This window comes from Acinetobacter sp. YH16056_T (assembly GCF_024605895.1).
In the GTDB taxonomy this organism is placed as follows: domain Bacteria; phylum Pseudomonadota; class Gammaproteobacteria; order Pseudomonadales; family Moraxellaceae; genus Acinetobacter; species Acinetobacter amyesii.
Window position 1 is genome coordinate 529,219 of record NZ_CP094545.1, and the last position, 14,946, is coordinate 544,164.

13 protein-coding genes are annotated in these 14,946 nt (G+C 42.4%); 10 read left to right on the forward strand and 3 right to left on the reverse strand.

The window, feature by feature from the left end; all coding sequences use genetic code 11:
* Positions 1–60: 60 nt before the first annotated feature.
* Together coaBC and MST17_RS02650 are read left to right on the forward strand one after the other, a co-directional pair.
* Entirely contained in the window at positions 61–1,332 is a 1,272-nt protein-coding gene (gene coaBC, locus MST17_RS02645; protein WP_180026767.1) for a bifunctional phosphopantothenoylcysteine decarboxylase/phosphopantothenate--cysteine ligase CoaBC, read from the forward strand.
* A gap of 392 nt (positions 1,333–1,724) precedes the next feature.
* Positions 1,725–2,243 carry an Asp-tRNA(Asn)/Glu-tRNA(Gln) amidotransferase subunit GatC gene (locus MST17_RS02650; protein WP_180026766.1) on the forward strand — a complete coding sequence of 173 codons (519 nt, stop codon included), beginning with the start codon at positions 1,725–1,727 and terminating at the stop codon, positions 2,241–2,243.
* Positions 2,244–2,361: 118 nt separating this feature from the next.
* Here MST17_RS02650 and dusA read toward each other — a convergent pair whose 3' ends face one another.
* Positions 2,362–3,393: a tRNA dihydrouridine(20/20a) synthase DusA gene (gene dusA / locus MST17_RS02655; protein WP_180024574.1), complete on the reverse strand. Its 1,032-nt coding sequence runs from the start codon at positions 3,391–3,393 to the stop codon at positions 2,362–2,364.
* 284 nt (positions 3,394–3,677) lie between these two features.
* Between dusA and MST17_RS02660 the strand changes: the two genes are divergently transcribed.
* The 3 genes from MST17_RS02660 (at position 3,678) to MST17_RS02670 (ending at position 6,433) form a co-directional block, all read left to right on the forward strand.
* Complete coding sequence (locus tag MST17_RS02660; RefSeq protein ID WP_180026765.1) at positions 3,678–5,093, forward strand: methylenetetrahydrofolate reductase C-terminal domain-containing protein; 1,416 nt, start codon at positions 3,678–3,680, stop codon at positions 5,091–5,093.
* 187 nt (positions 5,094–5,280) lie between these two features.
* Positions 5,281–5,691 carry a hypothetical protein gene (locus tag MST17_RS02665; protein WP_180026779.1) on the forward strand — a complete coding sequence of 137 codons (411 nt, stop codon included), beginning with the start codon at positions 5,281–5,283 and terminating at the stop codon, positions 5,689–5,691.
* A gap of 97 nt (positions 5,692–5,788) precedes the next feature.
* Entirely contained in the window at positions 5,789–6,433 is a 645-nt protein-coding gene (locus MST17_RS02670) for a HEPN domain-containing protein (RefSeq protein ID WP_180022580.1), read from the forward strand.
* Positions 6,434–6,485: 52 nt separating this feature from the next.
* Here MST17_RS02670 and MST17_RS02675 read toward each other — a convergent pair whose 3' ends face one another.
* The gene (locus MST17_RS02675; protein ID WP_180026764.1) at positions 6,486–7,682 is read right to left on the reverse strand and encodes an MFS transporter; all 1,197 of its coding nucleotides are present in this window, start codon (positions 7,680–7,682) and stop codon (positions 6,486–6,488) included.
* Between the two features lie 123 nt (positions 7,683–7,805).
* Positions 7,806–8,723, reverse strand: a complete 918-nt coding sequence (locus MST17_RS02680; RefSeq protein ID WP_180026763.1) for a DMT family transporter — start codon at positions 8,721–8,723, stop codon at positions 7,806–7,808.
* Positions 8,724–9,665: 942 nt separating this feature from the next.
* Here MST17_RS02680 and MST17_RS02685 point away from each other — a divergent pair.
* The 5 genes from MST17_RS02685 (at position 9,666) to MST17_RS02705 (ending at position 14,892) form a co-directional block, all read left to right on the forward strand.
* Positions 9,666–10,793, forward strand: a complete 1,128-nt coding sequence (locus MST17_RS02685) for a Re/Si-specific NAD(P)(+) transhydrogenase subunit alpha (protein ID WP_180026762.1) — start codon at positions 9,666–9,668, stop codon at positions 10,791–10,793.
* 11 nt (positions 10,794–10,804) lie between these two features.
* Entirely contained in the window at positions 10,805–11,125 is a 321-nt protein-coding gene (locus tag MST17_RS02690; RefSeq protein WP_078191287.1) for a proton-translocating transhydrogenase family protein, read from the forward strand.
* A gap of 3 nt (positions 11,126–11,128) precedes the next feature.
* Positions 11,129–12,583 (forward strand): NAD(P)(+) transhydrogenase (Re/Si-specific) subunit beta, encoded by a 1,455-nt coding sequence (locus MST17_RS02695; RefSeq protein WP_078191286.1) that lies wholly within the window; start codon positions 11,129–11,131, stop codon positions 12,581–12,583.
* A gap of 346 nt (positions 12,584–12,929) precedes the next feature.
* On the forward strand, positions 12,930–14,261 hold the full coding sequence (locus MST17_RS02700; RefSeq protein ID WP_180026761.1) for an ammonium transporter: 1,332 nt from the start codon (positions 12,930–12,932) through the stop codon (positions 14,259–14,261).
* A gap of 13 nt (positions 14,262–14,274) precedes the next feature.
* Positions 14,275–14,892: a hypothetical protein gene (locus MST17_RS02705; RefSeq protein WP_111885449.1), complete on the forward strand. Its 618-nt coding sequence runs from the start codon at positions 14,275–14,277 to the stop codon at positions 14,890–14,892.
* The last annotated feature ends 54 nt before the right edge of the window (positions 14,893–14,946 follow it).

Consider the following 14,946-nt stretch of genomic DNA (forward strand, 5'->3'; position numbering starts at 1 on the left):
TGGGTCAGTGCATATTTAATGCTATTGTGAGCGCCACTGCAACAGATAGGTAGCCTGTTCGTGAGCTTTGATTTAAGTGTAATGCCCACAAAAAATATTCTTTTAGGTGTCACTGGTGGTATCGCAGCCTATAAAAGTGCCATTCTTGTCCGTCGATTAAAAGATGCCGGATTTGATGTGCGCGTGGTGATGACACAAGGTGCGCAAGCCTTTGTGACCCCGCTAACGTTTCAGGCGCTTTCAGGCAACCCTGTGCATACCGAATTACTCAATCCCGAAGCAGAAGCGGGTATGGGGCATATTGAATTGGCACGTTGGGCTGATTTGGTATTGGTCGCTCCTACAAGTTGCGACACGCTGGCAAAATTTGCGGCGGGTTTAGCAGATGATCTTCTTTCGACACTTTATCTTGCGACAAAAGCACCCGTCTGGGTTGCCCCAGCGATGAATCAGCAAATGTGGGCAGCCAAAGCGACACAACGTAATTTAAATACACTGGTTGAAGATGGCGTACATGTGATCATGCCTGATGCCGGTTCTCAAGCATGTGGAGATGTGGGCTTAGGACGTATGCCTGAGCCAGAAGATTTGGCGGATCAAGTGACGGCCTATTTTCATCAAGCACAGCGAGCCATTGCTGAAAAATTTGGCATGCTTGCAGGTAAACATGTGGCGATTACAGCCGGTCCAACACGTGAGTCGATAGATCCTGTACGTTATATTTCCAACCACAGCACAGGTAAAATGGGGTTTGCTCTGGCAGCGGCATGTTATGCAGCTGGTGCTAAAGTAACGCTGATCGCAGGACCCGTCAGTTTAGATACACCAAATGGTGTACGACGGATTAATGTGCAGTCTGCAATTAAAATGTTAGATACCAGTCTGCAAATGTTAGATGAAGGCTGTGATATTTTTATCGCAACAGCGGCGGTTGCAGATTATCGCGTGGCAGAAGTTGCAGAGCATAAAATCAAAAAAGCTGGCGATGAACTCAATGTGGCTTTAATTAAAAATCCAGATATCGTTGCAACGATTGCGCAGCAGTCAAAACGTCCATTTATGGTTGGATTTGCCGCCGAGACACGCAATGTCGAAGAGTATGCTGCCGGCAAACTTGTGGCAAAAAAACTCGATATGATTGCGTGCAATGATGTTTCACGTAAAGACATTGGTTTTGCTTCAGACGAAAATGCCATGACTGTGTTCTTCGCAGATCAATATCAAATGGAAAAGCGTGATTTAGAGAAAGCCTCAAAACAAGAAATTGCACAGCAATTGGTGGAAGCCATACATGATGCGCTACATCATGAGCCTGAAACAGACGATGAATAATTTCAGTTGATTCCTTAAAAATCCCCGCAATGTTTGGGGATTTTTTTTATGGCGCTTTTACGATGTTTTGTTTAAGGCTCTATATTGAAAAAATCACAATAGGATCGTTTTAATGTTGAAACTTTGACGGCTAGGAAACTATTACCAAAATGGTCATTTTCAACAAAAATATGTCAGCAATAGACCAAGGCTGTCAGTGTTTTAAAACAGCAAAAATGCAATTTAAGTGATTGATATCAAAATTAAATATAAAATTGAGAAATCTTGATAATTTGGCTTGTACTGTGTGTTTTATTGGCTATTATGAAGCAAACAATGAGGAATGTTTGGATCGCAATCTGTGAACGGTCTGACTTTTTCATCAAAAATAAATGCATCATGGGGGATGCAATATGTTTCGATGGCTCACCATTTTTTTACTGTTGAGTTTGGCTGGTTGTAGCTATTTTGTCTCGACAGATGAATTATCTCGGCAGATTGAGCAGCAGATGCAGCACGAGTTTGATCAGAATCCAGATTATCGGCAGTACCATTTACGGATTCAAAATATAAAAGTATTAGAACGTAAGGGATTAAGTTTTAAGGCTCAGGCGACGTTGCAATACGATGGTCAGCCTTATACTGTTTTGGTCGATATTTACAAAGATTTGCAAGGTTATGCATGGAAAATAGATGAAGAACAATTTGCCTTCATTGACGAAGCTGAAATTGCAAAATATCAGGCGCAGTTAGATCAAGAGTTGAATCATTTGGTTGAGGAATTGGAACAGCCAACCGAGGAGGTTGAGCCTGTTACATCGGCGCCTGAGAGCTATGTGGGTTTACGTGAGGAAGAAGATCCATCAGATTATCAATGGACTGGCTATGATGAGCCTTTTCCCAAGGGGAACATTACGGTCAATAGTCATTGAGTGATGATGTGACTTTTTAGATGATTTAGCTGAGTTGTGACGATGTTGCTAAACACGTACTTGGTGAGGCATGACGAATAAAAAAGCCCGCAAAATAGCGGGCTTTTACTTTATAGAATTAATCTTCTAAAACGACTTTAGGATGATCACGTAAATAGTCTTCTGTACGTTGCATTGCATCTTTAATATTTTGGATGGCATTTTCCACATCGGCAAAGGTTTTGGCATTGCCACCACTTAAAGCCTGACGCCATTTTCGAGCACCTGGTAGATTTTGGAATAAACCTAAAATATGACGGGTAATGATAGAAAGCGGCGCACCTTCTTCCATGCGTTTAGCAATATACGGTAGCATCTGATCGATAATATCGAAACGGTTGGGTAATTCGAGATCCCAAAGCTGACCGATCTCAGCCAATAAATACGGGTTGTGATAAGCCTCACGGCCAATCATCACGCCATCAACATGTTGTAAATGTTGCTGTGTTTCAGCAAAGGTTTTCACCCCGCCATTAATTTCGATCAATAAATTTGGACGTTCTTGTTTCAGACGATAAACATCTTCATAACGTAAAGGTGGCACATCACGGTTTTCTTTTGGCGACAAACCTTGCAGCAGGGCAATACGGGCATGCACGATAAAATTGTTACAGCCAGTCTTTGCAACCGTATCAACAAAATGCAGCATTTCTTCATAAGACTGCATGTCATCAATCCCGATGCGGTGTTTCACGGTCACTGGAATATCAACAGCATTTCGCATTTCAGTAATACATTCTGCAACCAAATCAGGCTCTGCCATCAAGCATGCGCCAATTTTATTGTTCTGAACGCGGTCACTCGGACAGCCGACATTGAGGTTTACTTCATCATAGCCCCAGTCCTGTGCCATCTTGGTACAGGTCGCTAAATCTTTGGGATTTGAACCACCAAGCTGTAACACAATCGGGTGTTCTTCGTTGTTATAGTCCAAATGACGATTCGCACCGCCAAATAAAATCGCACCTGTGGTGACCATCTCGGTGTAGAGAATCACATTGGGATTAAATAAGCGTGCAAAGAAACGATAGTCACGAGTCGTCCAATCCATCATTGGCGCAACACTAATTCGTGGTTGAAGTTTATTTTCAATGGGTTGGAGATCAGTCATTAAAAAAACACGCCTTAAAAGAACAAGATGGAAGAACGAAATGGAAAATGGTGAAGAAATACCAAAAGCTGTCTGAAATACGATGAAAAAAACCGCATTTCAAGACGCGCGCAATATTAGCATAAATTGTGGTTTGGGGCATGGTCTTGCTAGCGTGACATATTCAAGGTCAGGCTAGAAAAAGTCGGAAGTGTGGCTTAAGTAATTTAAATTTTTATGTGATTAATCTATAATTTTATAAACTTTATTGTATGGTTTCTTAGCAGATTTGACTGCCTGCCTTTATGTCTTTATTTTCCCAATATCTATTGCAACGCCAGTTTTGTATCTCGTTTGAATATCTAACGACGCAAAAAACGCATCTGGTCCCAACGACATTTGCAGGCTTTCCTGTGTGCATGACATTGGCTGACCGAGTACAAAGTGACACGGATATTGCTCCTTTAGAAGCAATGCAAGACTACCCTCAAAGCAAAGAAAAAATTCTGCATTATTCGGGGAAAGGTCGAGATATCTCAGATTTTCAAACTTTTCTGAAAGATGCTCAGCAGCACGGGGTAGAGAATTTACTTTTGCTCAGTGGTGATAAACTCAAGCAGCATCAGGATGGGGCAAATGATCCGACTCTACGGAGCCGTTATTTAGAGTCGGTCAATCAAGTCATGGCAGCCAAAGACTATGGCGGGTTTTATTTAGGGGTAGCATTTAATCCTTTTAAATATGCAGAAGCAGAAAAGGATGCGCAGTTTTTTAAACTGAATAAAAAAATTCAAGCTGGCGCTGACTATGTGATTACACAGTTGGGCTTTGACATGGATGTGTTGAGCAGTTACCAACACTATATGCAGCAATACTATCCACATGTACCTGTATTGGCGTGTGTCATGCCGCTGACATTTGCCCGTGCCCGCTTTATGGCCAAGCAAAAAGTCGCAGGCATCGTGCTTTCAGCAGATGTATTAAATTTTTTGCAACAAGAACAGCAAACTGATGCCATACAAGCTGAACAAAATGTCTATGCCCGATGCGCTTTACAAATTTTAATGTGTCAGCATTTGGGCTATGCAGGGGTTCATTTATCAGCTTGCCATAAAGTGGAAGAGCAAGAGAAGTTGCAAAAAGCAATTTTGCAATTTGCCACATTAACGTTTGAACAGTGTTTAGCAAAATGGAAAATGCTTTGGCGCTCTAGTGTAGATGTGAACTTCCACCCGACGGGCGCAAATAACCATAAGGCTCCAGTTGAACAAGTTTTGAAATATAAAAGTATGCATGTCATGCATGAGTTATTTTTTAGTTCAAAACTGGCCAAAGGGGCGGGATCTTATATTTTTTCGGCCAAATTATGGCAAAAACCGAAAGCTGATGCGGCCTTGCTGAAAACAGAATTTATCAGTAAACATGGCATCGTGGGCTGTGAAAATTGCGGACAATGTCGTTTAGGTGAAACCTTATATATTTGTCCTGAAACCTGTCCCAAAGGATTAGCCAATGGACCCTGTGGTGGCTCCAACCTTGACCGCTGTGAGTTTGAAGACCGTGAGTGTATACACTCGGTCAAAGCGCGGTTGGCGAAAGCCGTGGGTCAAGAAAAAATGCTGAAGCAAGAGCTCATCCCTACCGTTGCAATTGAAACTCGCCATAGTAGCTCTTGGAAAAACTGGTTTGTTCCACCGAATTCGTCACCAACAAAACAATAATTAACTTAAAGCATTATTCAGTCTGAAACCTTCATAAATGTGAATCTTTCAAGCGCTAATCATTCTAAAAATCAGACGAATAGTCGTATAAAAAAATGAAAAAGATGAAAGAAACAATTAAGATCAACAGCAGATGAAAATCAAAAATTAAAAATAGAAATGTGAAGAATTTGGGGAATACCACATGATGAAAAAAACCTGCTTAGGATTAGCTTTAGTTTTCACATTATCAGGCACAACAGGCTGTTCTGTTGCTATGGCAAGCAAGCAGCCAAACAAGAAAAATACCGAAATGATTCAACAAGGGCTGTCTCGTAACTTGGTGATTGCTGAATTTGGCGCACCGATCACCTCTGAATATAAAAATGGCAAACGCCATGAAATTTATACCTTTACCCAAGGTTATTCGACTGCCAGTAAAGTCGGACGTGCGTTTTGGCATGGTGCTGCAGATGTGGCGACCGTGGGGTTATGGGAACTTTTAGGAACACCAGCCGAATCCGTTTTTAACGGGAAGAAAATGTCTTATGAATTGATTTTTGATGAAAATGATCAGTTAGAACGTTATACCTATCTCACACAAGATGAGACCAAATAGTTGAATACAGAGATATTTTGATTGCATGCCGGTAAACAATTGCGCTAAGTTCAAATGGTAGAAAAATAAACGAATTATCCATTGGAATTTAGCAGCCATGATGCTACTTGAAGAAATATTTAAAAGTAAAAAGTCGGAACATACCGACCAATTTAATTTACGCATTCATCGAGGGTTAAGTTGGCTGAAAAAGTCAATTGATCTTCAAGATGACCTCGATTTGCAATTTATCAGTTTGTGGGTGTCCTTCAACGCAATATACGCGCAAGACTTACAGATTGCACAGGACAAGCAAAGCTTAAGGCAGTTTTTATATGTGATTTGCCAAAAGGATGCAGAGCATAAAATCTATAATATTTTATGGGAGCGTTTTAGTCAGCCGATACGGTTGTTTTTGGATAATCCCTATGTTTATCAGGGCTTTTGGGATTATCAAAATCAAAAAATTAGCCATGACGCATGCAAAGAGGGCTTGGCGCATGAAAAACAAAAAGTACTGCACGCGCTTAAAGAAAAAGATTCCGTTGATATTTTAATGGTGCTGTTCAATCGCATGTATACGCTACGCAATCAAATGGTTCATGGCGGCGCGACCTATAAAAGTTCGGTCAATCGGAAACAGCTTCAAGACGGCTGCACAATACTGTTGGCACTCTTACCGGTGTTTATGGTGATTCTTTTGGAAAATGCAGAAACCTTGGATTTAGGCAAACCCTTTTATCCTGTGGTGCAGGTCAGTTAATTTGTAAAAATAAAGCCACTTATTGTGGCTTTATTGCGGTGATGAATACTTCTCATTGTGGATATTTTAGTTGCCGCGCAGTATAGAGTTGATCGATCAATACAAAAAATCCAGCAGCAATGACTAAAGCAATCCCTGTCATGCAGGTGGTGGTCCAGCCGCCATGATGCCATGCAAATACGCCCAAAGCTGAACCACATGCACCACCGACAAAATAAAAAGTCATGTAAATTGAATTGATTCGAGAGCGTGCAATCGGGTTGAGTTGGAAAATAATATTTTGATTACAGCTATGCACCATTGCCAAACCGAGGTTGATTAAACCATAGCCCAAAATATAAAAAGCAAGAGATGATCCACCCAAATATAGCAGTCCCCAACTGAGGGCTAAGATGCTGCAACCGAGCCAGGTTAATTTTCGGTTAAAGCCTAAATCTGCCCAACGACCAATCCACTGTGTCGATAGCGCACCAAACACACCAACTAACGTTACAACACCGACCCAAACATCGGCTAATTGAAAAGGTGGCTCAGTCAGTAACATGGCAATGGTGGAAAACAGCATACTCATCGCAGCAAAGACACAGCCCCCAATCAGAGATCGGAAAATTAACCGTGGCTCATGTTTGAGTAATGCGCCCATTGACTGGAAAACTTGGCTGTAGGGCATCCGTGTGATGCTGACCACAGGCAGACGCTTTTTGAGTAAGACGGCTAATACCAACATCAAGAGCGCACTGAGGATGTAAATCGATTTCCAATGAAACAGATAGGACAATAAGCCTGAGAGACTGGTCGATAACAGAATACCGACCAATAACCCACTCATTAAAAAGCCGACAACAGCCCCAATTTTTTCAGGTCGAATCGCAACCGTGACCAAAGGGATGAGGACCTGAGCAGCCACTGAAAATAGCCCGGTGATAATGGTTCCTGCCCAAAGCATGTATAGATTGGTTGAAAAAGCACAGAGGGCTAAACCCACAGTCGCTCCAAGCATGAGCAGAGGAATAAATTTGGCTTTATTCACAATATCGCCAATCGGCACAATAAACAGTAGACCAAAAGCATAAGAAATTTGCGCAAAGGTGACGGTTAACGCCACTTCTGATTGTGGAATCTGAAAGCTTTGTTGGATAGAAGCGACTAAAGGTTGGCAATAATAATTGGCACCCGCACATAAACCACATGCAGCAGCCATAAGCCACAACAGGGTTTTATCATGGCTAATGTCGATCGAGGCTTTCATAAATTGTCCAGATTTTGGGCGGAAGCGTATGCAAGGAATTTGCTCCCATACTGTTGTGGTCACTATAAGGAAAATCAAACAGGTCTTAAAGTGTTTCTCTGTGAATAGTATCCAAGCGCGCGATTAGGATTTCTTACTGAGACTGATCATCAAGACACCCAGCATATTCAGACCGCAACCGACCCATTGCCATAGGTTTAAATGTTCATTCAGTAACGCAACGGCCAGTAAAATCGTTAAAATGGGCCCGATAGAGGCAATCATAGCCGATTGTGCAGCCCCAAGTCGGACGATACTTTGCATCATCAAAATGGTGGGAAGCACGGTAACCAATAGTCCGAGCGCTAAACCATACAGCCAAACTTGACTCGGGAGTTGTTGGAGCAAGGCAATAGGCTGTGGTGTTGCAAATAGAAAATGAATAATCGTCCCAATGCAGGCAATGCTCAGAGCTAGACCGGTAAAGTGTAAAGAACCAAACTTTTGCATGAGTCCTGGCGTGAGTAATAAGTAAATTGCAAATAGCACGGCACTGGCAAAAACCAAACTACATCCGAGCCAAAAGTACTGATCATGTGGTGTGGCATTTTGTTCTTGTAGCATCACTAACACTGTCCCGCCATAACTTAAAATCAGGGCAAGAATTGTTTTAAAACTTAGTGGCTTTTTGAATAAAACAGCGGAAGCCAGCACGGTTAATGTGGGATATAGGAACAGTATAATTCGTTCAAGCGAAGCACTGATATACATCAAGCCACGGAAGTCGAGCCAGCTCGAAAAGTAATAGCCGATTAATCCTGAAATGAGTAAGAGCACCCAATCTTTTCGTTGAATCGTTTGATAAGAACATCGACTCAGCCATGTAATGACCAAGAAAAACGGCAATGCACTCATCATGCGTAAGGCCATGAGGACAGTGGCATCGACAAGAGGAGAAAGTGCATAGGCTTGCTTAATAAAAATTGCTTTGGTACTAAACAAGAAGGCAGCAATCAGCGCAAAAATTGCACCGATGAAGTGCGGACTAAGGTTTCTTGACATAAGTTAAGGTGTGCCTCATGACGACTGAACGAATTCGACAGCATTGATCCGATAAGTTTGAACTATCATTTTGATTATAAAAAATGCATCGTGTGAGTAAAAATGCAAAAAAAGAATAGTACTTATTCCTTTATGCATAAGGGATTGCTAGATCAAACATGAAAAACAGTGGAAGAAATGACCAATTTGGTTTTGAATTTTTTTAATCTCAACATGACTCGGCAGGTCAAATATATCAGGCTGAAACATTTAAGGTGAAAATTGCACATAAATGGTGCAATTATTGTTTTTGGTGATACAAAGCCAATAGCGATATCATAATGCTAAATATTCAAAAAATTATTTTTTTAGCTAAAAAAGCCAATTCTAAGACTTAAGGCGAAGCATCAGGTGGGGAGGGCAAGACTTCGATAAACCCGAAACGTGCGCAAAAATTCATCGAATATTCAAGCTGACCGATTTGACTAGACTGTGGTAGAAAAAAGTCAGTTTTCAATACCAGTCAGCACGTCAAAACTGTCAAATGAGTCAACGAGCTGATGCAGTTTGAATGAACGACTGGCTTTACCTGACTTAAGTCGATTTGTAACGACAAGTTCGAATCATTAGTTGTCGAATGAAAATGTCACAATGATCAACGCGCTGAAACAATACGCGCTAAAACCGACTAAATTATTTATGTTTTGAGTCTTAAGTAATATTAAAAAGTTATAAGTAGAATAAAAATGAGTAATAAATCGACAAATAAAACTGAATAAATGAAGTATCGCATCATTCTTTTCATGAATCATGAGTTCAAAATATGGGCATTTATTAAATAAATATTGGGTAGTATTTTAAAAAAGTTCAATTAGAATCCAAAAATTGTACAAAAACACATCCTGAGGGGAGACATCGCGGATTGCGATGTTTACTTAAGAAAAATTAGCTTGAGGAACGCTCATGCAGATCGGAATTCCAGCCGAAACTGTTGTCGGTGAAAATCGCGTCGCTGCGACGCCTGAAACAGTAAAGAAGTTGATCAGCGCTGGTTATAGCGTCGTTATTGAACGTGGAGCAGGGGTAAACGCTGCTTACATCGATAGCGCCTATGAACAAGTTGGTGCCAAAATTACGGATGATGCCTATACCGGTAGTCAAATGATTTTGAAAGTTCGTGCGCCTAAAGGTGACGAAATTCAAAAACTCACAGCGGGCACCACCGTTGTGGGGATGTTTGACCCTTACCGCAACACCGAACTTGACCAATTTGCGTCACAAAACGTGTCTGCATTTGCATTGGAACTTTTGCCACGGACCTTATCTCGTGCGCAAAACATGGACGTACTTTCATCTCAAGCCAACCTTTCAGGTTATAAATCTGTGCTTTTGGCTGCGGCAGAATATCAACGTATGTTCCCAATGCTGATGACAGCAGCTGGTACAGTAAAACCTGCACGTGTTGTGATCATGGGCGTAGGTGTTGCAGGCTTACAAGCTATTGCAACAGCGAAACGTTTAGGTGCCGTAGTTGAAGCAACTGACTTACGTCCTACAGCACGTGACCAAGTTGAATCTTTGGGTGGTAAATGGTTAGACGTACCAATGTCACCAGAAGAGCAACAAAAAGCAGCTGATGCTGCAAAAAATGGTTATGGCTGGATGCCAGGTGAAGACTACATTCGTGACCAAGCGATTATTGTTGATAAAGCCGTATCGAATGCTGACATCGTGATTACGACTGCATTATTGCCGGGCCGTGACGCACCACGTTTAATCAAAGCAGAAACTGTTGCCAAAATGAAACCGGGCTCAATCATTTTAGATATGGCGGTTGAAACTGGCGGTAACGTTGAAGGTTCTGTCTGCGGCGAAAATGTCGTGACTGCAAATGGTGTGAAAATTCTCGGTATCCCAAATATTCCTTCAACAGTTTCGACTGAAGCGTCGGCACTGTATGCACGTAACGTTTTGAATTTCATTGAAACCATGTTTGATAGCGAAAAGAACTTCGCGATTAACCCTGAAGAAGAAATTCAAAAAGCACTACTTGTCACTCATGGCGGCCAAGTGCTGCTGAAACGTGGTTAAGGAGAATCATCATGGTTGAAACGATTACTATTTTTGTCTTGGCAATCTTTGTTGGTTACTACGTGGTTTGGGGGGTAACACCTGCACTACACACACCATTAATGGCTGTAACCAATGCTTTGTCATCGATCATTATCGTTGGTGCGATGATTCAAACCGTTGGTATCCCAGGTATTGTGGATGCAAGCGTACAGTTCCAAAGCATTAACGTGGTGAGTATTTTAGGTGCGATTGCTGTTTTCCTTGCAAGTATCAATATTTTTGGTGGCTTTGCGGTGACTGCACGTATGCTTGAAATGTTCAAACCTAAGCAAAAGAAAAAAGAGGGTTAATCCATGGAATTCATTAAAGAATATGCGGATTGGTTCTACCTGATTGGTGCCGTTCTTTTTATCTTAACGTTGCGTGGTTTGTCTGGTCCGAAAACTGCGATTCAAGGTAACCGTTACGGCATGATCGCAATGGCAATTGCTGTAATCACCACATTCTTTGTCGCAGATCATCCAGTGATTTGGATGATTGTGGGTGCAATGGTGTTGGGTGCGGTCGTTGGTATTGCACGTGCAAAAACAGTTCCGATGACGCAAATGCCTGAAACTGTGGCACTGATGCACTCATTGGTCGGTTTGGCTGCGGTACTGATTGCGATCGCTGCGATTCTACATAACAACCAATTGACTGCGGCATTCGCGGAGAATGAAGCGGTATTAACAGCAGCGGGTGTAGAACATGCCCACATGAGCAAAGTTCATTTATTTGAATTGTTTGTAGGCTGTTTCGTTGGTGCGATTACATTCACAGCGTCGGTATTTGCTTACGGTAAATTGGCTGCGAAGAAATGGGCAAAAACCATTTCAGGTGGATGGGTAAAACCTGTTCAAGCTTTAATTTTCCTTGCGATGTTGGCGTGTGGTATCTACTTCTTCACTACAGGCAACATGAATGCTTTCTGGGCAATGACTGTTCTTGCACTTGCATTTGGTTGGGTATGGATTGCGCCAGTAGGCGGTGGTGATATGCCAGTGGTGGTATCGCTACTGAACTCGTTCTCAGGTTGGGCAGCAGCAGGGATTGGTTTCACGCTTGAAAACAACATGCTGATTGTTGCAGGTTCACTGGTTGGTTCATCGGGTGCGATTCTGTCTTACATCATGTGTAAAGCCATGAACCGTTCAATCATCAACGTTTTGTTTGGTGGTGCAATGGGTGGTACCGCAGTAGCTGCAGCGGATAATGGTGAAAAAGCACAGCGTAATCACCGTTCAGGCTCTGCAGACGATGCTGGCTTCTTGATGTCAAATGCGGATAGCGTGGTGATCGTACCGGGTTATGGTATGGCGCAAGGTCGTGCACAAAATGCCGTGAAAGAATTGTGTGAAATCTTAAAAGAACAAGGTGTAAAAGTTCGTTTTGCGATTCACCCAGTGGCAGGTCGTATGCCGGGTCACATGAACGTACTTTTAGCTGAAGCTGATGTTGCATACGAAGACATTCTTGAAATGGACGAGATCAACTCAGACTTCCCAGCAACAGATGTAGTACTGGTGATTGGTGCGAATGACGTTGTGAACCCAGCGGCAAAAGACGATCCAAGTTCTCCAATTTACGGTATGCCAATCCTTGAAGCGCATAAAGCACGTACCATTATGGTGATCAAACGTTCTATGGCTACAGGCTACGCAGGTCTAGATAATGACTTGTTCTATAACGATAAAACGATGATGATCTTCGGTGATGCGAAGAAAGTTGTGGAAGATATGACAAAAGCCATTAATGGCGGTGGTCATTAATCCATATTGCCAAAGTCCCGCTGTGATAAAGCGGGATTGAGGAAGATTTAAACCACCTTCGGGTGGTTTTTTGTTTTCTTCGCTTTTATTTTCTTGGCTTTTGATTAATGAATGCTTCACACTAAAAGTGCACAAATATTTAGCGCATCAGGTGCTTGAATCAAATTGATGCGTGTTTTGAAACCAAGGTACAGATCGATGAGCTGTTTTGTTCCATTAAATTCGATCTCAGTGATTCAAAATATTGTCGCGAACTGGTTTTGTGACGCAATGTATTGAAAAATAATTAATTGTCTGAAATTTGGTATTCTTTTTGCACAGCATGGTTATTCTTGGGGGAATAATCATGAAAAAAACATACTTGATGGCACTGTTTCTGAGTGTCCTGACATCGACTGCATGGGCAGTTGACCCGCAAATCGCCAGTAATATTCAAGACATTCGTATTTCGCTCGACAGTATTTGGGTGGTACTGGGCGGTATCTTGGTGTTCTTTATGCAAGCCGGATTTGCCATGATCGAAAGTGGTTCAGTTCGCAGTAAAAATACCGTGAATGTACTCATGAAAAACTACATGGATGCCTGCTTGGGTGGTCTGGTGTTTTGGTTGGTGGGTTTTGGTCTGATGTTTGGGGTCAATACCACGGGCTGGTTTGGCTTCAGTCATTTTGCACCCGATCAACTGGATGATTGGCACTGGAACCTTCTATTTTTCCAAATGATGTTTGCTGCAACGGCAACCACCATTGCCAGTGGTGCAATGGCAGAGCGGATTCATTTTGTCGCTTATGTGGTGAGTGCGGCCGTTGTCTCAGGTCTGATTTATCCTGTCTTTGGTAGTTGGGCATGGGGCAGTTTATTTGGCGGAGACGGTTGGTTAAAAGCACTCGGATTTATCGACTTTGCAGGTTCGACCGTGGTGCATTCAATGGGCGGCTGGGTTGCCTTGGCTGGCATCATTGTATTGGGACCACGTTTGGGTCGATTTGGACGCAATGGGCAAAGCCATTATTTACCAGGGCATAACTTACCTTTGGTAGCATTAGGCGGTTTTATTTTATGGTTAGCATGGTTTGGTTTTAATGCAGGCTCGACCATTAATGCCAATGTCAGCGTAGGACGTATTGCTTTAAATACGCATCTTGCGGCGTGTGCTGCCGTGGTTGCATATATGTTGCTCTGTCTCATCCGATCTAAAGCCATTTTGATCCGCAGTACGATCAATGCCTCACTGGGTGGCTTGGTTGCCATTACGGCAGGCTGTGCAACGATGTCTCCACTGTATGCGGTCATCACCGGTTTATGTGCAGGTGTGATGGTGACCTTCCTACCAATGCTCATGGAAAAAATGAAACTGGATGATGTGGTTGATGCGGTGACCGTGCATGGATTCTGTGGCGCATGGGGAACATTGGCTGCAGGGATCTTCCTTGAAAATAATATGTTTAATGGCGATGTCATCGCGATACAAGGGCTTGGAGTGATTGCAGCCTTTTTATGGGGCTTTGGCGTTGCGTTCATTGTATTTAAGGTCTTAGATAAATTGTTGGGTGGCTTACGGGTGAGTAAGCAACATGAACAACGTGGTTTGGACTATACCGAGCATGCTGAATTGTCTTATCCCGAGTTTCAAAAAGATGTGACTTTTGAAACGGATGATATGACCAAACGTCATTAACAGGAGTAATGCAATGAGCACCGAACTGTTGAATTTGGCACAACGCCGCGAAGCTTTAGAAAAAGGCTTACAACAATTTATTCATGGGACTTTACTCGACAGTGCACTACGGCACTGGGAGCAGCAGTACAGCATGAAACCGTCATTTGTCTTAAATCGCTTCTTAAATGATATCTGTACCACAGAAGAGCTACGCTTTTATCGTAAAGATATGCTGAAGCAAGTCTTGTATGAGTTATCTACCTTAGAAAAGCAGGAACTGTTAAGGGTTGAAAAACCGCAGGAGCAGGAGCAAGAAGACGAGCTCATTGCAGAGACCATTAGCGAGGCCTTTTTAGGCTTTATCGAGTCAGTCATGCTGACGGTGAAATCTACAGATCAGGCTGATTTCACCCAAGATGTGATTGAGCAATTAGAAGAAATCGGGCTGGCAATTGCGGCAAATGCACAAATTAATTCAGCGAGTTTTGTCGAGTTTTTGCCTTTGACCAGTTATGCCAAAGTTTTAACGAGCATTTATGAAGTGTATTGTGACTTTTATGGCCCGATGCGTGCAGACCAAGTTTATGCACAAACCAAGCTGAAAATTAAAGCCAATTATCCTGAGGTGGATTTACACCAACTGCTTTAGTGTCGGGGGTAAAACACCATGAAGCTGATTGTCCGTGTATAAAGTGAAGGGATA